The organism is Spirillospora sp. CA-142024, from assembly GCF_050942325.1.
Classification (GTDB): Bacteria; Actinomycetota; Actinomycetes; order Streptosporangiales; family Streptosporangiaceae; genus Spirillospora.
In genome coordinates, this window is the sequence record NZ_CP192077.1 from 6,593,549 (window position 1) to 6,610,778 (window position 17,230).

The following is a 17,230-nucleotide window of genomic DNA, read 5'->3' on the forward strand; positions in this document are numbered from 1 at the left end:
CGGAGGCGTCTTTCCAACCTGTCGCGACGCTCTCGCCTTGTGCGACCATCCCGGGATGGTCGATGTGATCTTGGACGTCGATGCCGATCCGGTGCCGCTATTGACGTTGCGGACCGAGAGGTGGGAGGTGCATTTCTGGGCACCTCTTGCGGACTTCTCCCGGCTGAGCGGGATTCGTGGCGCGCATTGGGATGAGCGGGGATCGTTACAGGTGGGCGTGTGTGCCGGCTCGCCGGTGTTCTGGTCCACGGCCGGGGACGAGCAGGTCGCGGTGCTGGTTGGGCAGGATGACGAAACGTGGGACATCGCATTGATGATCCCGCTTGTGGCCGTGGACGAGATCGTCGCCCTTGCACGCTGATGCCGAACCACCGGCGGCACGCCCCCACGGCGGCCGTAGTGACCCCGGCAGACGCATCACGACGACGCGCTGATCTTCACCGGCAAGCCCAGCGGCGTCCTGCGGCGGGCGAACTTCCGGCGTGGGACCAAGTGGGGTGAGACGGTAGCCAAGCTTGGCGTGCCCGACCTGCACTTTTACGACCTCCGGCACACCGGGAACACGTTCGCGGCCGAGTCCGGCGCGACGCTCTGCGACCTCATGGAGCCGATGGGCCATGACAGCGTGCGGACCGCGATGACGAGATGGGGAGGCCGGAACGCTCGCGCTCGTCGGCTAATGGCACGAAACCCCTGCTCCCATGATCGGGAACAGGGGGTTTCCCTGGTGGGCGCGGACGGTTTCGAACCGCCGACTCCTCGCTCGCAAGAACTCGCGGCCCGGACCGGTACGCCGTTTCGCGACGGTCACCTGGAGGAGATCGGCCTCATGCCGCCGGACGGCGCCAAGCCTGACGCGCTGGTGAACCATTTCAAATGGAGAAAGTCGACCCCCGCGCTATGCGGGGGCCAACAAGTGGATCACCGGCTGACTGGCCCGGTGCCATGTAGATCAGCCGATCCTCCGCGTGCCTGCGAAGGACACGGCATTCGGAGCTACTCGCTGTCGACGAGGCGCTGCGCCTCGCCGTGCAGCCCTATGACCGTCTCTGTGCCTTCGCCTGCGCCAGCGCCGGCGACGGGCTGGTCGGCGTCTTCGATGTACTTCTCCTCAGGACCGTCGAAGACCACGGAAGAGTCGCCGACGTGGGCGGGGATGCCGCTTTCACTACGCATTTCAGCCTCACTTTCTCATCACGTGACCCGCAAAGCAGCGGGTAGCTCCGGCCTGACCGGAACTGCAGAAGACCGTCCGACGTGGGTCTCGGGACGCAAGATCTGCGCTGGCATCCCCTCAAATACGCCCCATGGTGCAGCCAACGGATCAGAGCCGGCACGTGGTGTGGCCGCTGATCGCGGCCCTGATCGTGTGCCTGAGGAGCAGGTGATGCCGGGCCCCGCCCATCACGGGCAACCCCGCCCGTGGCCGGCAAGGCCCCGCCGCACATCCCTAGACAAGATCAACGGCGAGTTCACGAAGCCCGCCAGCTGACCAGGTAAGACGCGGGGCCGGCCCCTAGCCGGACCGGTCCCGCTCCCACGGAGATCAACGCAGCGCCGAACCCTGAGCATGCGGCACAGCTTCGTCTCAGTGCTGTCCGACCACGGCATCCCCATCGAGGACATCTCGCGCCTGGTCGGCCACCGCAGCACGGCGGTCACCGAGACCGTCTACCGGCTGCAGATCCGGCCCGTCATGGAGAAGGGGGCGACCGCCATGGACGGCATCTTCGGCGACGCAACAGGTCAGGACCCCTAGTCACTCAGTTAGTCACTCACAAGATCGAAGGCCATGATCCGCAACAGCGGATCATGGCCTTTACCTGGGTGGGCGCGGACGGTTTCGAACCGCCGACTCCTCGCTTGTAAGGCGAGTGCTCTACCCCTGAGCTACGCGCCCGGGTGCTCGTTGCCGGGAAAGCGTACCTGGTTCTGAAGCGGGTCCGCGAAACGGTCAGGAGGCCGGGGTCATTCTCGTCAGGGCCGTGGCCAGGCGGTCGGTGGACGTGGTGGGCAGTCCGCCGAGGATCTTGAGGGCGAACCGCATCAGGGACGGGTGGGAGAGGCCCTGGCGGGTGGCCAGGCGCATGATGCGCGGGTCGTCGATGGCGCGGGTGAAGGCGCGGCCCAGGGTGAAGGGGCCGCCGTTGGCGTGCCGGACGGCGGCCGGGTAGGTGCGGAGGACGTGTTCGGGGAACGGGGAGCGGGACGCGGTGGTGATCACTTCGGCGGCGATGCGGCCCGCCTCCAGGGCGTAGGCGATGCCTTCGCCGTTGGACGGGTTGACCATGCCGCCGGAGTCGCCCGCGAGGAGGAGGCCGGGCAGGTAGTGGGGGCGGCGGCTGAAACCCATCGGGAGGGCGGCCCCGCGCAGGGGGCCGGTGGCGTTCTCCTCGGTGAAGCCCCAGGAGGCCGGGAGCGAGGTGAGCCAGCGGGTGCACAGCCGGTGGTAGTCGGGGTGTTCGCTGCGCAGGAGCGCCACGCCGACGTTGCAGGTGCCGTCGCCCATGCCGAAGACCCACCCGTATCCGGCGGGCGCCAGGTCCAGCCAGGCTTCGAGGTACTCGTCGTCGTGGCGGGGGCTGCGGAAGTAGCGCCGGCCCGCTATGCCGATGGGACGGTCGCGCCGGGGACGCAGGCCGAGCGCGATCGCGAGCCGGGACGAGACCCCGTCCGCCGCGATGACCAGGCGCGCTTCGTGATTCCCATTGGCCGTGCGCACGCCCTTCACCCGCCCGTCGGCCAGCAGCGGACCGGTGGCCTTGGTGTTCTCCAGCAGGGTCGCGCCGGCGGAGACGGCTTGGCGGGCGAGGATCTCGTCGAGGTCGGTACGCGTCCGGGTGAGGCCGAAGCCGTCCGGCCACGGGAGTTCCAAGCGGCGGCCCGCGCCGATGAGGCGGATGCCCTTGTTCCGGAGCCAGCCGGGGCCGGTGATGTCGATGCCCAGCGCCTTCAGTTCCCGGACGGCGCGCGGCGTCAGCCCGTCCCCGCAGATCTTCTCCCGGGGGAACGACGTCTTCTCCAGGACGAGGACGTCCAGTCCGGAACGGGCCAGGTGGGTCGCGGCGGCGGATCCCGCGGGGCCCGCGCCCACCACGATGACGTCGCGCATCACAGGTGCCTGTTGAACCAGTCGGCGGCCTGCATGGTGACCTCTTCGAGTGCGCCCGGCTCCTCGAAGAGGTGGGTCGCGCCGGAGACGACGTGCACCTCGGACCTGCCGAGCCGCTCGTGGGCCCGCTCGTTCAGCTGCAGGACCTCGGTGTCCCGGCCGCCGACGATCAGCAGGACGGGTGCCCGGACGCGGGCGAGGGACGGTCCCGCCAGGTCGGGGCGTCCGCCGCGGGAGACGACCGCGGCGATCCGCGGGCGGGCCGCGGCGGCGGCGAGGGCCGCCGCGGCGCCGGTGCTCGCGCCGAACAGGCCGATGGGGAGGCCGGCGGTGTGCGGGGCCGATTCGAGCCCCTCGGTCAGCCTGTCGATCGCGCCGATGAGCCGGAGCGTGAGCAGCTCGATGTCGAAGCGGAGGGTGGCCGTGACGCGGTCGATCTCGTCCTCGTGCTCGGTGAGGAGGTCGATGAGGAGCGTGCCGACGCCGGCGGCGTTCAGGCCGTCGGCGACGGCGCGGTTGCGCGGGCTGTGCCGGGAGCTGCCGCTGCCGTGCGCGAAGAGGACGACGCCCGTGGCGCCGTCCGGTATGGCCAGGTCGCCGGCCAGCTCGGCGTCCGGCAGCTTCAGCGTGATCATGTGTTGGGCGGCTCCGCGCTGATGTCGGCGAGGGCCGAGTGCTCGTCGCGCTGGACGGCGAGGTCGCCGATGGACACCATGCCGATCGGGCGGTCTCCGTCCACGACGGGGACCCGGCGGACGGCGTGCCGGCGCATCAGCCGCACGGCCTCCTCGGCGTCCTCCCCGGGCGTGACCGTGATCATGTTGGTGCTGCAGATGTCGGCGACGGTGGTGCCCGACATGTCCCGGTGGGCGGCGACGGCGCGGACGACGATGTCGCGGTCGGTGACCAGGCCGCGGAGCCGTCCCTCGTGGACGACCAGGACATCCCCGATCCCGTGCTGCCGCATGAGGTCCCCGACCTCGACGAGGTTCGTGTCCGGGGACACCGCCACGGGCACCGGCGTCATCACCTCGTTCACCTTCTGGGCCATGCGAAACCTCCCCTCTCGGGGCTCGCCTACCCAGCGGCGGACGGGATATGTCTACCCGGGCGCGTCGGGCCCTTCCCGCTCGGCGAGGAACCGCTCGAACTGGGCGCCGAGTTCCTCGGCGGTGGGCATGTCCTGCGACTCGGCGAGCAGGTTGTCGCGCTCGGCGGCCCCCGCGAACGCGTCGTACTGCTGCTCCAGGGCCCGCACGACCTTCTCGACCTCGTCGTTGCCGTCGACCTGCTCGGCGATGTCGGCGTCGGTGGCGGCGGCCGCCTCGCGGAGCCGGTCGACGGGCAGCACCAGGCCGGTGGCGGAGACGACGGCCTCCAGCGCGGCGACGGCGGCGGCCGGGTAGGCGGACTGGGCGAGGTAGTGCGGGACGTGCACGGCGAACCCGACGGCGTCGTGGCCCGCCTCTCCGAGCCGCAGTTCCAGCAGCCCGGCGGCGCTGCCCGGCACCTGCACCTTGTCGAACCAGGAGTTGCGGGCGACCAGTTCGGGCCGGGTGGCGTGCGAGGTGGTGCCGACGGGGCGGGTGTGCGGGACGCCCATCGGGATGCCGTGGAAACCGACGACCAGGCCGACGCCGAGCCGTTTCACCAGGTGCACGACGGACGCGGTGAAGCCCTCCCACAGCCGGTCGGGCTCGGGGCCGGACAGCATCAGGAACGGGCTGCCGGCGTCGTCGCGCAGCATCCGGACGACCAGTTCGGGCGCCTCGTAGGAGGCCCAGTGGTCGCGGTCGAAGGTCATCGGCGGCCGGCGCGCCCGGTAGTCGATCAGCGAGTCGACGTCGAAGCGGGCGATGACGCGGTGCTCAAACGCCTCCAGGAGGTGCTCCCGCACGAGCTGCCCGGTGGACCCGGCGTCCACGAAGCCGTCGAGGCTGTGCAGCATCACCGGACCCGTCATCTCCGGCAGGTCGGCGTCAAGCTCGTACAGATCCTCTGGGTTAAGCAACTTCTCCCCCACCTCTACATGTCTTGCGCACAACATTAGGACATGCGGAGGCGCATCCCCGGTCCGGACGTGACGCCGGTCACATGAAGACCCTGCTGGCGAGGAAGTCGTCCGGGTGAAGGGTGGTGAGGGCCTCGCGGTCCACTTCGCCGCCTGCGGCGAGGAGGCGGCTGGCGTGCCGGAGGCGGGCGCGTTCTATGGCGTTGCGGACAGAACGGGCATTGGCGAAGCGGGGCTGGGAGCGGCGCCGGGAGAGGTAGTCGCGGAAGACCGGTTCGGTCTCCGGGGCAAGGCCGTAGCCTTCGCGATCCATCATCAGGTGGCCGATGGCCTCCAGCTCGTCCGGCTCGTAGTCGGGGAAGTCGATGTGGTGCGCGATGCGGGAGCTCATGCCGGGGTTGGACGCGAAGAAGGCGTCCATGCGGTCCTTGTAGCCGGCGAGGACGACGACGAGGTCGTCTCGCTGGTTCTCCATGACCTGGAGGAGGATCTCGATGGCCTCCTGCCCGTAGTCGCGTTCGTTCTCGGCCCGGTACAGGTAGTACGCCTCGTCGATGAACAGCACGCCGCCCATCGCCCGTTTCAGGACCTCCTTGGTCTTGGGGGCGGTGTGGCCGACGTACTGGCCGACGAGGTCGTCCCGGGTGACGGAGACCAGGTGGCCGCGACGGATGTATCCGAGGCGGTGGAGGAGCTCGGCGAGCCGGACGGCGACGGACGTCTTGCCCGTTCCCGGGCTGCCGGTGAAGCACATGTGCAGGTTGGGGCGCCCCGAATCGATGCCGAACCGGGCCCGGACACGGTCGACGAGCAGCAGCGCGGCGATCTCACGGATGCGGGTCTTGACCGGGGCGAGGCCGACGAGTTCGGCGTCGAGGGCGTCCAGGACGGAGTCGACGAGCGAGTCGGCGCGTTCCTTGGCGAGGTCGACGCGGGCGCCGGGAGGGAGCGGCTCCCCGGCGGCGGGAGCTTGGGGTGGGTCCACAGGGGAGCCGTTCTGGCGCATCCCGAAGCCGGGGCGGTCGCTCAACGTCCCGCCCCGTAGCGGTCGCCCTCGGGGCGGTCCAGGGCGTAGGGGTGCAGCGTGTAGCGGACGCGCCGGTCGGACGTCTCCGTGCGGTCGAGCCGGAAGCCTGGCTCCTCGGCCGGGCGCTGGACGATGAACTGCAGCGCCGTCGTCTGCCGCCCGTAACCCGCGTCGTAGGCGTTCAGGCGGATGTAGTGGTCCGGGTACGCCTTGCGGCACTCGTTGATCTCGTACAGGACGCCGGCCGGGTCGGCGAGGTCGAACATCGGCAGCCCCCACATCTCCCAGTAGGAGTTGCGCGGGTGCGGGTCGTCGGTGAACTCGACCGAGCACGGCCAGCCCCGGCCGAGGGCGTACGCGATCTGCGCGGTGATGTCCTCGTCGGTGAGATCGGGCAGGTACGAGAAGGTCCCTTGGGTGATCCGCATCAGACGCTCCCCTGAATCATGAGAGTGATCTACCTGTGAGTGATAGATTGATTACACTGCGATAGCCAAGCAGTGGGCGGCAGGGCATGCCGTTACAGGACGTGGAGACCTCGCCGTTGGGCGGTCTATGAAGCGTCAACCTCAGCCGTCGGGCTGAAATCCTCCGGCTCAAACGGAGGAGGATGCCAAAGGGGTCTCGACGACGTCGGGTGTGTCGGTTGAGGCGTATGTGAACTGGATGTCGCCCCAGGTGGACAGGGCGATGTCCAGCTCGCGGCTGTGCTTGGCGGCGGCGCGGAGGATGTCGGGGCCTTCGGCGAGGTAGTCGCGGCCCTCGTTCCGCGCCTTGATCATCGCTTCGAGCGCGACGCGGTTGGCGGTGGCGCCGGCGGCGATGCCCATCGGGTGGCCGATCGTCCCGCCGCCGAACTGCAGGATCGAGTCCTCGCCCAGGTAGTGCAGGAGCTGGTGCATCTGCCCGGCGTGGATGCCGCCGGACGCGACGGGCATCGTCCCCGGCATCGACGCCCATTCCTGGTCGAAGTAGAGGCCCTTCACCGGATCGGCGGTGATCCTGTCCAGGCGGAGCGTGTCGTAGTAGCCGCGGACGCTGTTCGGGTCGCCCTCCAGCTTGCCGACGACCGTCCCTGCGTGGATGTGGTCGACGCCGGCGAGCCGCATCCACTTGGCGATGACGCGGAAGTTCACGCCGTGCGTCTTCTGCCGCGTGTAGGTGGAGTGCCCGGCGCGGTGCAGGTGCAGGAGAACGCCGTTCCTGCGCGCCCACTTGGCCATCGACTGGATCGCCGTGTAGCCGACGGTGAGGTCGATCATCACGATGACGCTGCCGAGGTCCTTGGCGAACTCGGCGCGCTCGTACATGTCCTCCATCGTCGCGGCGGTGACGTTGAGGTAGTGGCCCTTGACCTCGCCCGTCGCGGCCTGCGCGCGGTTGACGCCCTCCATGCAGTAGAGGAAACGGTCGCGCCATCGCATGAACGGCTGGGAGTTGATGTTCTCGTCGTCCTTGGTGAAGTCCAGGCCGCCGCGAAGGGCCTCGTAGACGACGCGTCCGTAGTTGCGCGCCGACAGGCCGAGCTTGGGCTTGACCGTCGCGCCCAGCAGGGGACGCCCGAACTTGCCGAGGTGCTCGCGTTCCATGACGATGCCGTGCGCCGGGCCCTGGAACGTCTTCACGTAGTGGACCGGGATCCGCATGTCCTCCAGGCGCAGCGCCTTGAGCGCCTTGAACCCGAAGACGTTCCCGATGATGGACGACGTCAGGTTCGCGATCGACCCTTCCTCGAACAGGTCGAGGTCGTAGGCGATGTAGGCGATGAACTGGTTCTCCTGGCCCGGGACGGGCTCCACCTTGTAGCACTTGCCCTGGTAGTTCTCGTAGGACGTGAGCCGGTCCGTCCAGACGACCGTCCAGGTCGCGGTGGACGACTCGCCCGCCACGGCCGCGCCCGCCTCCTCCGGCGGCACGCCCTCCTGGGGTGTGATCCGGAAGGCGGCGAGGATGTCGCTGTCCTTCGGCTCGTAGTCCGGACGCCAATAGCCCATCTCCGCGTAGGGGATCACGCCCGCCGACCATCTGCCCGAGCTCATCGCCGCTCTCCTTCAGCCGAAGCCTGGAACCCTGCCGCGTCGAGCTTCACCTCCGGACACTTGCGATGTCCATCAAGTGTTCTACCGTGACCATTGACCATTCACTTGAATGAGGAGGCCGGACGTGACCGAGGCGCGGCTGCGGACGTTCGTCGCGCTCGCCGACACCGGGTCCGTGCGGGCGGCGGCGCGGCGGCTGTACGTGACCGAGTCGGCGGTGTCCGCGGCGGTGGCGGCGCTGACCCGCGATCTCGGGGTCCCGCTCGCCCAGAAGGCGGGGCGCGGGATCGTCCTGACCGCCGCCGGGACCGTCTACGCCGGGTACGCGCGGCAGGTGCTCGGCCTGCTGGAGGAGGGCCGGGCGGCGGCGCGCGGCGCGGCCGACCCGGGGCGCGGGCCGCTGCGGCTGGCGGCGGTGACGACGGCCGCCGACCAGATCCTCCCCGGGCTGCTGGCCTCGTTCCGGGCGCGCTGGCCGGACGTCGAACTGACGCTGGAGGTGGGGCCGCGCCGCCAGGTGTGGAGCAGCCTGGCCGCGCACGAGGCCGATCTCGTGCTGGCCGGCCGCCCGCCCGCCGGGGTCGCGGCGACCGTGCTGGCGAGGCGGCCGAACGAGCTGGTCGTCGTCGGCGCGCCCGGCCTGGCGGACGGTTTCGCCCTCGCCCGCACGCCCTGGGTGATGCGGGAGCCGGGATCGGGGACGCGGGCGACCGCGGACGCCTATCTGGCCGAGCGGGAGGCGGCGCCGCCCCGGCTCGTCCTCGGCTCCAACGGTGCGGTGATCGCGGGCGCGGCGGCCGGGCTCGGGGTGGCGCTGGTGTCGCGGGACGCCGTCGGCACGGACCTGGACGCCGGCCGCCTCGTCGTCGTCGATGCTCCGGGCATGCCGCTCGACCGGCCGTGGCACGCGGTCGCGGGGGCCGCGCCGACCGCGACGACGCTGCTATTTGTCCGGCATCTGCTGGACGCGCCCGGCTGGAGCCCCGTCAGGGCAGGCTCCACAGCGACACCGACAGCAGCGCCAGGCTGACGGCGATCAGGACCAGCGCGACGGATCGTCCGCCCTCGTCCGCCGGCACGGTGCTCCTGCGCGTCAGCAGGATCACGAAGCTCACGAGGAAGCCCGCGGCCACGACGTCCATCGCCAAGGCGAGCCCGGTCACGTCAGCACCATCCGCATCATCGGAGCAACCCTAGAGGAGTGCGGTCGCTCACATCGCCGATACGGTTCCCGGAGTGGAGCGCCAGCGGTTCCCCGGGCCACCTGGCGACGCGACAGAATCGGGTTCGGAACCGTGAAAGGGGCCATCATGACCGCCGACCGCCCGTACGACATCGTCCTGTTCGGCGCCACCGGCTTCACCGGCGCCCTCACCGCCGAGTATCTCGCCGAGCATGCCGACCCGGGCACCCGATGGGCGCTCGCCGGGCGCAACCGGGCGAAGCTGACCGCCGTCCGCGACAGGCTGGCGAAGCTGAACCCGGCGTGCGCCGACCTGCCGCTGCTGCACGCCGACACGACCGACACCGCATCGATCGAGGACATGGCGGAATCGGCGCGGGTCGTCATCACCACGGTCGGCCCCTACGTCAAGTACGGCGAGCCGTTGGTCGCGGCGTGCGCGCGGGCCGGCACCGACTACGTCGACCTCACCGGCGAGCCCACCTTCGTGGACCGCATGTACGTGAAGTACCACCAGGACGCGGTGCGCAGCGGCGCCAGGATCGTGCACGCCTGCGGGTTCGACTCGATCCCGCACGACCTCGGTGCCTACTTCACCGTCAAGCAGCTGCCGGAGGGCGTCCCGCTGCACGTCGAAGGGTTCCTGCGGGCGCGGGCGGAGGCGTCGGGCGGCACCCTGCACTCCGCCGTCGGCATCTTCGGGGACACCGCCGGCATGGTGCGCGCCGAGCGCGAGCGCCGCCGGGTGGAGGAGCCTCCCGCCGGCCGCAGGGTGCGCCTCTCGCGCCGCCCCTCGCCGAAGGCCCGCATCGGGGACGGCTGGACGCTGCCGCTCCCCACCATCGACCCGCGGATCGTCGCCCGGTCGGCCGCGGCCCTCGACCGCTACGGGCCCGACTTCACCTACGGCCACTACCTCGCCGTCAAGCACCTCGCCACCGCCGCCGGGCTGGCGGCGGGGTCCGGGGCCCTGCTCGCGCTCTCCACGCTCCCGCCCACCCGCAGCCTGCTCCTGCGCCTCGGCGCCCCGGGCGAGGGCCCCTCCGAGGAGCGGCGCGCCCGCAGCTGGTTCAGCGTGAAGTTCGCTGGCGAGGGCGGCGGCGCGCGAGTCGTGACCGAGGTCGCGGGCGGCGATCCCGGCTACACCGAGACGGCGAAGATGCTCGCCGAGTCGGCGCTGTGCCTCGCCCACGACGATCTTCCCGCGACGTCCGGGCAGACCACGACCGCGGTGGCGATGGGCGACGCGCTGATCGAACGGCTCGTCAAGGCCGGGATCACCTTCCGGGTGCTGGACGCGGAGTGATCCCGCGGCGGCCGGGGATGGGGATGACGGCCTCGACGGACGTCCCGCCGCCGGGCCGGCTCGTCACCGCGACCCGTCCGCCGAGCAGCTCGGCGCGCTCCCGCATGCCGCGCAGCCCGTAGGAGTCGGGACGGCGGCCCCGGCCGCCCCGCGCGAGCACGTCCCGCATCGAGAAGCCGATCCCGTCGTCGGCGACCCTCAGCCGGACGCGGTCGCGGGAATGCTCCAGCAGCAGGTCGACGCGGTTCGCGGACGCGTGCCGCAGGCTGTTGCCGACCGCCTCCTGCGCGATCCGATACAGCGCGGTCTGCACATGGTCGGGCAGTTCGTCCTCCAGCTCGCCCTCGACGGTCACCGTCACGTCGAGGGTGCCGGCGGGCCCGGGGCCGTCCCCGGCCTCCCGGGCCAGGGTCGCGAGCGCGGCCGGCAGGCCGAGATCGTCCAGGACGGGCGGGCGCAGCCCGCCGATCGCCGCGCGGGTCTCGGCGGCGGCCAGCTCGCACAGCCGGCGCGCCATCATGATCTGCGCCAGGCCCTCGGGATGGTGCTCGGGCAGCGCCCGCTCGGCCGCCGACAGGTGGAAGCCGAGGCTGGCGAGCCGCTGCGCGATGCCGTCGTGGATCTCCCGGCTGAGCCGCGACCACTCGGCCTCCTGCGCCTCGACGGCCCGCTCGGCGAACCGTTCGGCGGCGTGCTCGCGCTCGCGCGCCGTGCGCAGCCGGCGGCACGAGGACAGCACCGGCGCGAAGAGCCCGGCGAGGGCGGTGACGAGCGCTAGGTCGCCGGGCGGGCAGAGGCCGGCGGACCGGACGTCCACGACCGCGATCACGGCCCCCTCGCCGTGCACGGGGACCGCGGCGCCGCGTCCGTCCGGGTGCGGGCGGGCCCGGCCGTGCGCGGCGACCCAGCCGACGTCGCCCTCCCCCAGCGGGACGGGCGCGCCCCGCCATTCGAGGACGCGTTCCTCGTCGTCCAGGACGTACACGTCGCAGAACGTCAGCGCCCGCGCGGACCGGACGACCAGCTCGGCGAGCTTCTCGGCCATCCGCGGCAGCTCACGGTCGGAGCAGGCGACCCCCGCGATGCGGACGAGCAGGTCGGTCCCGCGCCCGGCGAGCAGTTCCAGCGGGGCCGTCACCGGAACAGGCCCTCGCGCAGCGCGACCGCGATCGCCGCCGACCGGTCGGTCACCTCCAGCTTGCGGTAGAGGGCGCGCAGGTGGCTCTTGACCGTCTCCTCGCTCAGCACGAGCCGCGCCGCGATCGCCTTGTTCGACAGGCCGCCGACGAGCAGCGACAGCACCTCGCTCTCGCGCTGGGTGAGCCCCCGGTTCGCGCCCGGCCAGAACTCGCCGCGGGTGAGCCGGGCGGCGGTCACCGCCATCCGGCCGGCGAGCGTCGGGTCGACGACGGTCTCGCCCTGGGCCACCTCCTCCAGCCGCCGGACGAGCTCCGGGCCGTCCACCCGCTTGAGCAGGTAGCCGCCCGCACCCGCCCGCAGCGCCTCGAAGACGTACTGCTCGTCGTCGTACACCGACAGGAACACCACCCGCGCCTCCGGCACCCGGCCGGTGATCAGCCGGCACAGGTCGAGGCCGCTCTCCGGGCCGAGCCGCACGTCCAGCAGGACGACGTCCGGGCGCAGCGCGGTGACCAGCCGGGTCGCCTCGTCCCCCGTCCCCGCCTGCCCGACGACGCGTACCCGGCCGGCGAACCCGGCCAGCATCGCGGTCAGCCCGGCGAGGATCATCTCGTGGTCGTCCACCAGGACGACGCGTACGGGGGCGCCCATTCCGGCACGATAACAACCAGAAGCTACTCACCAGTAGCCCCCGCCCCGGCGGGCTCCCGGGCTTCACCCCCGCTCTCCCCTGAATGGGGGACGAATCGCACGGCGGACCGGCCTACGCTGCCAAGCGAAAACTGAATTCCGCAGGACGGAGGATCCAGGTGCCCCATCGGATCGTGCACATGCTCCGGGCGCGCGGGACCGGCCGCCGCCCCGTCATGCTCGCCATCGCGGGGGACAGCGCGGCGGGCAAGACCACCTTGACCAGGGGGCTTGTGCGGTGCCTGGGGGCCGGCCGGATGACCGCGGTCTGCGTGGACGACTACCACCGCTACGACCGCGCCGAACGTGCGGGCAAGCCGTTCACGGCGCTGCACCCCGACTGCAACCACATCGACATCATGGAGCAGCACCTGCAGCTGCTGTCGATGGGCGAGCCGATCCTCAAACCCGTCTACGACCACGCGACCGGCGAGCTCGTCCGGCCGGAGCTGGTCGAACCCCGCGACTTCGTGATCGTCGAGGGGCTGCTCCCGCTGCACACCCGGCTCGCCCGGGCCTGCTTCGACATCACGGTCTACCTCGATCCGCCCGAGCCGCTGCGGCACTCCTGGAAGGTCCGCCGCGACTGCGACAAGCGGGGCTACAGCCCCGAGCAGGTCATGGCGGAGCTGGCCCGGCGCGAGCCGGAGAGCGCCGCCTACATCCGGCCGCAGCGCAAGCACGCCGACATCGTCGTCCGGTTCGCGCCGGTCGCCGGACGCCTCGACCCGCCCGGCACCCCGCTGTCCGCCGAGCTGCTGCTGCGCCCCACCATCGATCACCCCGAGCTGGCGGACGTCCTGGACGGCGGCCCGGGCGACACCGAGACCGCCATGCATCTGCGCCTGCACCGCGACACCGACGGGCGTCCCGTCGACGCCCTGCACGTGCACGGATACGTCTCGCCGGACGAGTCGCAGGTCGTCAAGAAGGCCATCTGGGAACGCCTGTGCCCGCGGGCCGGCACCGCCCTCCCCGACCCCGGGGCGCTCGGCCGCCTCGGCGACACCGGCACGAGCGACCCCCTGGCCATCACCCAGCTGCTCCTGCTCTACCACCTGCTCGACGCGGACCACCGCCAAGCCGCATGAGCGAAGCGAACCGGGGGGTGTGGGGGGTCGCCCCCTCACAAGAGACACGCATGAGCTCCGCGTGCGCGCGGGGAGGCCCCGGGGCTTCGGACCTGTGCCCCGGGCCGCGCGCGACGCGGCCCCCGGGAGGACGCCCATCGCGGGCGCGCGAGGCGTCCTCCCGGGGCTCTTCTCAGAGCTCGTGCCAGGGGATCTCCGGACGATCGGGCGCCACCACCGCGAGCGACTGGCCGCCCTTGATCTTCTCCTCGGGCGCGGACGTGAGCCGGAAGCGGGCGTTGGGCCCGTGCGACTCGCCCACCGCGAGAAGCGTGCTGCCCCGCCGGAGCAGGAAGATCGCGACGTCGATGCGGGTCCATTCGCCGGCGTCCTCGGGGACGTCCACGCGGTAGAGGGTGCCGTCGCTGTCGAGCGTGCTGGCGAGGTTGTGGTAGATCGAGGCGACGCCAGGGTTGCGGATCGCCACGGCGACCACGGCCGGGTCGTCGATGTCGACCGGCTCGATGTCGGTGCTGATCAGGTTCAGCGCCTCGGTGATCTCCGCACGGCGGCCGCCGTCGCGCACGCCCGCCAGCAGGTGGATGCCGGCCCCGCCGCTGCGCCGCAGGTAGGCGGACACGCCGAGCATCACCCGGACGGTCTCGTCGTCGGAGCGCCCGACGACCACCACCGTGCGGGCCTGCTCCAGGCACGCCCGCTCGTACGCGGTCTCGTCGAACGCGACCACGTCGTACAGGCCGGGATCGGGGTTCTCCCCCGCGAGTTCACCCGGCCAGAAGATCGTGACGACCGGCGTCTTCGCGTACGCCGGGTCCGCGCGCAGCTGGCCGATGATGGCCCGCAGGGCGTCCCGCTCGTATCCGACCATCACGATGTGGCGGCGCCTGTGCAGCCGCGCCTGCCCGTTGGCCTTCATTGTCCTGCCCTTCGCCATCCAGAGCGTCAGCTCGGCGAACAGCACGAGCCCCGCGGTGAGACCGGACACGATGACGATCGCGCCGCCGATCCGGCCGCCGACCGTGGTCGGGTAAAGATCGCCGTATCCGACGGTGGTGCCGCTGACCAGGAAGTACCAGATGTACTCGTGCGGCTTCTTGATGTCGGCGCCGGGCTCCTCGAACACCGCGATGAGCAGCCAGCCGCCCAGGAAGGCGGCGAGGAGCACGAGCGCGGGCACACGCCACGTCCGCCCGGTGACCCTGTGCACCAGGCGCATCAGCACGATCGGCATCCGCGAAGCGTTGCACCAGGCAAAATGCCGCGTCAAGCCCGGAATGCCCGCTCCGCACCAGGTCGCGCCGATCGCAGGCCGGCGGCCGGCGCGGCTCAGCCCGCCGGGCCCCGTCTCAGGACGCGCGAAAGAGCCGCCTCGACCTCCGCGGACAGGCCCCCGTCGGCAGGGGCCTGCACGCCCGAGTGCACCAGGCCGGCGGCGCCCGGGTCGTCCCGGACGGCGTCGCGGGTGTGCCCGCAGTCGCGGCACTCCACCTCGCCGAGCCGGCACACGAGGGCGGCCGAGCCGCACATCGCGCAGCGGTCCAGATCGTCCGCCCAGTCGTCGGCGGACTGGCAGCCGGGGCAGACCAGGACCTGGTGGTCCGCCTGGACCCCGCGCTTCCACGGGCTGGCGCCGCGCACGGGGTCGGTCTGCCGCGCCCCGCAACGGAAGCAGGGCATCACACCTCCAAGGGTGCGGGGGCCGGTTCCGGCCACCGGTGTGCCGGCGGCCGGAACCGGCCCGTCTCGCTCAGAGCCCGGCGAGCGCCTTGCGGTACTCGTCGATGTCGCGTGCGTCCGGGATCGCGTTCACGACCTTCCAGCGGACCACGCCCTCGGTGTCGATGATGAAGGTGCCGCGCAATGCCAGCCCCTTGGCCTCGTCGAACACGCCGTAGCGCTGTGCCGTCCCGCCGTGCGGCCAGAAGTCGGCCAGCAGCGGGAACCGGTACTTCTCCTGATCGGACCAGGCCCGCAGCGCGAACATCGAGTCGACCGAGACCGCGAGCACCTGCACGTCGTCCGGGTCGCCCAGGCTGGGCAGCTCGTCCCGGATCGTGCACAGCTCGCCCGTGCACACGCCGCTGAACGCCAGCGGATAGAACACGAGGACGACGTTCTTCTCGCCGCGGAAATCCGACAGCCTCACCGGGGCGCCGTGCTGGTCCTTCAGCTCGAAGTCCGGCGCGGCGTCGCCTACGTTGACCTGCAACGTCTCTCCAGCCCCGGCCCTACTTGTGGCCCTTCGGCGCGACCAGCCGCGTGCCGGACCACTCCTTGGCGGCGCTGACACTGCTGGTCTGCGACAGCCCGGCGGTCTGCGCGGCCTCGCCGATGTCGCTCGGCTCCACGTGCCCGTCACGGCCCGCCTTCGGCGTCAGCAGCCAGATGTTGCCGCCGCCGGTGAGCGGGATCATCGCGTCGGTCAGGCCCTCGAACAGGTCGCCGTCCTCCTCGCGCCACCACAGCAGCACGATGTCGACCACGTCCTCGTAGTCCTCGTCGACCAGCTCGTTCCCCGTGAGTTCCTCGACGGAGCGCCGAAGCTCCTCGTCGACGTCGTCGTCGTAGCCGATCTCCTGCACCACCTGGCCCGCCTTAAGGCCGAGCCGTTCGGCCAGGCTGCGCTCAGACTGCGCCTGACCCGCGGTCGCGCTCACGAAAGTCCTCCCATTGTCGTCAGTCCGCACGGTGCCGTGCTCTTGTCCTTTGGCCCCCCAGAGCGGGGTGACCCGTCCGCACCTGTGCGGTGTTTGCGGGACAGTCCACACAAGTGAGGGCCCGTTGCGCAAGTGTCTTCCCGGCTTTTGGTGGCCTCATTGGCCCGATTACGGAGATCGCCGTCACGGGACCTCCACGCAGGGTGACGTGCCCCGGGTTCGTTCCGCTCATCCTTTTATGAAGGACAACCGGATTTGACGCTCGGGATTGTCCACGTTCAGGTCTACCAGGGCCACCGACTGCCACGTCCCGAGCGCGAGCCGCCCGCCCACCACCGGCAGCGTGGCGTACGGCGGTACGAGCGCGGGCATCACGTGCGACCGCCCGTGCCCCCGGGAGCCGTGCGCGTGCCGCCAGCGGTCGTCCGCCGGGAGCAGGTCCCCCAGCGCGGCGAGCAGGTCGTCGTCGCTGCCGGACCCGAGCTCGATGATCGCCACGCCGGCGGTGGCGTGCGGGACGAAGACGTGCAGCAACCCGTCGCCGCCCGCCGACGCGGCGAACCGCTCGCATTCGGCCGTGATGTCGTGCACGGCCTCGCCCGTACCGGTGGCCACCCGGATCACGGTGCTCTCCATGATCCCGTGTGTACCCCGTCCGCGGCGCAGGACGCATCCGCGTCCGGACGGATCTCCCGGCCGGGCACGCGCGGCCGCGGGCTACTGCGAGACGTGCGCGCGCGGCTCGATGACGGCGTCCGGCCCCGGGTAGACCAGGGTCTCGTGGCCGTCGTCGAACCTGACCAGGTACGGCGGGCCGCCGGACTCGCCCCGTACCTCGATGATCCTGCCCGTCCGGTCGGGCTGCCCCACGACGTTGCCGTGCACGTGCAGCCGGTCTCCGATCTTTCCGTACATCACTACTCCCCGAGCTCGCCGGAAAAACAGCTCTCCCAGGGTCGGTACCCCGCTTGACC

The 17,230-nt window shown here is 71.5% G+C and carries 22 protein-coding genes and 1 tRNA gene; 5 read left to right on the plus strand and 18 right to left on the minus strand.

What is annotated here, in order from left to right:
• Positions 1-55: 55 nt before the first annotated feature.
• Entirely contained in the window at positions 56-361 is a 306-nt protein-coding gene (locus tag ACQPZP_RS31170) for a hypothetical protein (protein WP_433473281.1), read from the plus strand.
• A gap of 635 nt (positions 362-996) precedes the next feature.
• Here ACQPZP_RS31170 and ACQPZP_RS31175 read toward each other — a convergent pair.
• The gene (locus ACQPZP_RS31175) at positions 997-1,176 is read right to left on the minus strand and encodes a hypothetical protein (protein WP_433473282.1); all 180 of its coding nucleotides are present in this window, start codon (positions 1,174-1,176) and stop codon (positions 997-999) included.
• A gap of 415 nt (positions 1,177-1,591) precedes the next feature.
• On the opposite strand from ACQPZP_RS31175, the gene ACQPZP_RS31180 reads away from it, so the two are divergent.
• Positions 1,592-1,759, plus strand: a complete 168-nt coding sequence (locus tag ACQPZP_RS31180) for a tyrosine-type recombinase/integrase (protein ID WP_433473283.1) — start codon at positions 1,592-1,594, stop codon at positions 1,757-1,759.
• A gap of 69 nt (positions 1,760-1,828) precedes the next feature.
• On the opposite strand, the gene ACQPZP_RS31185 is transcribed toward ACQPZP_RS31180, so the two are convergent.
• The 8 genes from ACQPZP_RS31185 to ACQPZP_RS31220 all read right to left on the minus strand — a co-directional run bounded on the left by ACQPZP_RS31185 (position 1,829) and on the right by ACQPZP_RS31220 (position 8,189).
• A tRNA-Val gene (locus ACQPZP_RS31185) sits at positions 1,829-1,900 on the minus strand.
• A gap of 54 nt (positions 1,901-1,954) precedes the next feature.
• The gene (locus ACQPZP_RS31190; RefSeq protein ID WP_433473284.1) at positions 1,955-3,112 is read right to left on the minus strand and encodes a geranylgeranyl reductase family protein; all 1,158 of its coding nucleotides are present in this window, start codon (positions 3,110-3,112) and stop codon (positions 1,955-1,957) included.
• Positions 3,112-3,747 carry a dienelactone hydrolase family protein gene (locus tag ACQPZP_RS31195; RefSeq protein ID WP_433473285.1) on the minus strand — a complete coding sequence of 212 codons (636 nt, stop codon included), beginning with the start codon at positions 3,745-3,747 and terminating at the stop codon, positions 3,112-3,114. Before ACQPZP_RS31195 ends, ACQPZP_RS31190 begins: the two co-directional genes overlap by 1 nt.
• Complete coding sequence (locus ACQPZP_RS31200; RefSeq protein WP_433473286.1) at positions 3,744-4,163, minus strand: CBS domain-containing protein; 420 nt, start codon at positions 4,161-4,163, stop codon at positions 3,744-3,746. The genes ACQPZP_RS31195 and ACQPZP_RS31200 overlap by 4 nt, the downstream gene beginning before the upstream one ends.
• Before the next feature lie 51 nt (positions 4,164-4,214).
• On the minus strand, positions 4,215-5,123 hold the full coding sequence (locus ACQPZP_RS31205; RefSeq protein ID WP_433473287.1) for a PAC2 family protein: 909 nt from the start codon (positions 5,121-5,123) through the stop codon (positions 4,215-4,217).
• Positions 5,124-5,202: 79 nt separating this feature from the next.
• Entirely contained in the window at positions 5,203-6,153 is a 951-nt protein-coding gene (gene cbbX / locus ACQPZP_RS31210; protein WP_433473288.1) for a CbbX protein, read from the minus strand.
• Positions 6,150-6,578 carry a ribulose bisphosphate carboxylase small subunit gene (locus ACQPZP_RS31215; protein ID WP_433473289.1) on the minus strand — a complete coding sequence of 143 codons (429 nt, stop codon included), beginning with the start codon at positions 6,576-6,578 and terminating at the stop codon, positions 6,150-6,152. The genes cbbX and ACQPZP_RS31215 overlap by 4 nt, the downstream gene beginning before the upstream one ends.
• Positions 6,579-6,746: 168 nt before the next feature.
• Entirely contained in the window at positions 6,747-8,189 is a 1,443-nt protein-coding gene (locus tag ACQPZP_RS31220; protein WP_433473290.1) for a form I ribulose bisphosphate carboxylase large subunit, read from the minus strand.
• Positions 8,190-8,313: 124 nt separating this feature from the next.
• Here ACQPZP_RS31220 and ACQPZP_RS31225 point away from each other — a divergent pair, with 124 nt between their 5' ends.
• Positions 8,314-9,219, plus strand: coding sequence for a LysR substrate-binding domain-containing protein (locus ACQPZP_RS31225; protein ID WP_433473291.1), 906 nt, complete (start codon positions 8,314-8,316; stop codon positions 9,217-9,219).
• On the opposite strand, the gene ACQPZP_RS31230 is transcribed toward ACQPZP_RS31225, so the two are convergent.
• Positions 9,176-9,352 (minus strand): hypothetical protein, encoded by a 177-nt coding sequence (locus ACQPZP_RS31230; RefSeq protein ID WP_433473292.1) that lies wholly within the window; start codon positions 9,350-9,352, stop codon positions 9,176-9,178. The genes ACQPZP_RS31225 and ACQPZP_RS31230 overlap by 44 nt on opposite strands.
• 147 nt (positions 9,353-9,499) lie before the next feature.
• Here ACQPZP_RS31230 and ACQPZP_RS31235 point away from each other — a divergent pair, with 147 nt between their 5' ends.
• The gene (locus tag ACQPZP_RS31235; RefSeq protein ID WP_433473293.1) at positions 9,500-10,678 is read left to right on the plus strand and encodes a saccharopine dehydrogenase family protein; all 1,179 of its coding nucleotides are present in this window, start codon (positions 9,500-9,502) and stop codon (positions 10,676-10,678) included.
• Here ACQPZP_RS31235 and ACQPZP_RS31240 read toward each other — a convergent pair.
• Together ACQPZP_RS31240 and ACQPZP_RS31245 are read right to left on the minus strand one after the other, a co-directional pair.
• Positions 10,650-11,816: an ATP-binding protein gene (locus ACQPZP_RS31240; protein WP_433473294.1), complete on the minus strand. Its 1,167-nt coding sequence runs from the start codon at positions 11,814-11,816 to the stop codon at positions 10,650-10,652. The two genes, ACQPZP_RS31235 and ACQPZP_RS31240, sit on opposite strands and share 29 nt — an antisense overlap.
• Positions 11,813-12,469 (minus strand): response regulator, encoded by a 657-nt coding sequence (locus ACQPZP_RS31245; protein ID WP_433462952.1) that lies wholly within the window; start codon positions 12,467-12,469, stop codon positions 11,813-11,815. The genes ACQPZP_RS31240 and ACQPZP_RS31245 overlap by 4 nt, the downstream gene beginning before the upstream one ends.
• A 158-nt stretch (positions 12,470-12,627) precedes the next feature.
• On the opposite strand from ACQPZP_RS31245, the gene ACQPZP_RS31250 reads away from it, so the two are divergent.
• The gene (locus ACQPZP_RS31250) at positions 12,628-13,599 is read left to right on the plus strand and encodes a phosphoribulokinase (protein WP_433473295.1); all 972 of its coding nucleotides are present in this window, start codon (positions 12,628-12,630) and stop codon (positions 13,597-13,599) included.
• Positions 13,600-13,771: 172 nt separating this feature from the next.
• Here the strand turns inward: ACQPZP_RS31250 and ACQPZP_RS31255 are convergent, their stop codons facing one another.
• The 6 genes from ACQPZP_RS31255 to ACQPZP_RS31280 all read right to left on the minus strand — a co-directional run bounded on the left by ACQPZP_RS31255 (position 13,772) and on the right by ACQPZP_RS31280 (position 17,171).
• On the minus strand, positions 13,772-14,830 hold the full coding sequence (locus tag ACQPZP_RS31255) for a potassium channel family protein (protein WP_433473296.1): 1,059 nt from the start codon (positions 14,828-14,830) through the stop codon (positions 13,772-13,774).
• Positions 14,831-14,925: 95 nt separating this feature from the next.
• Positions 14,926-15,276: a hypothetical protein gene (locus ACQPZP_RS31260; protein ID WP_433473297.1), complete on the minus strand. Its 351-nt coding sequence runs from the start codon at positions 15,274-15,276 to the stop codon at positions 14,926-14,928.
• A 70-nt stretch (positions 15,277-15,346) separates the two neighbouring features.
• Positions 15,347-15,808 carry a peroxiredoxin gene (locus ACQPZP_RS31265; protein ID WP_433473298.1) on the minus strand — a complete coding sequence of 154 codons (462 nt, stop codon included), beginning with the start codon at positions 15,806-15,808 and terminating at the stop codon, positions 15,347-15,349.
• A gap of 19 nt (positions 15,809-15,827) precedes the next feature.
• Complete coding sequence (locus tag ACQPZP_RS31270; RefSeq protein WP_433473299.1) at positions 15,828-16,256, minus strand: DUF3052 domain-containing protein; 429 nt, start codon at positions 16,254-16,256, stop codon at positions 15,828-15,830.
• Between the two features lie 228 nt (positions 16,257-16,484).
• Positions 16,485-16,892, minus strand: a complete 408-nt coding sequence (locus ACQPZP_RS31275) for a secondary thiamine-phosphate synthase enzyme YjbQ (RefSeq protein WP_433473300.1) — start codon at positions 16,890-16,892, stop codon at positions 16,485-16,487.
• An 81-nt stretch (positions 16,893-16,973) separates the two neighbouring features.
• The gene (locus tag ACQPZP_RS31280; protein ID WP_433473301.1) at positions 16,974-17,171 is read right to left on the minus strand and encodes a DUF1918 domain-containing protein; all 198 of its coding nucleotides are present in this window, start codon (positions 17,169-17,171) and stop codon (positions 16,974-16,976) included.
• Positions 17,172-17,230 lie beyond the last annotated feature (59 nt).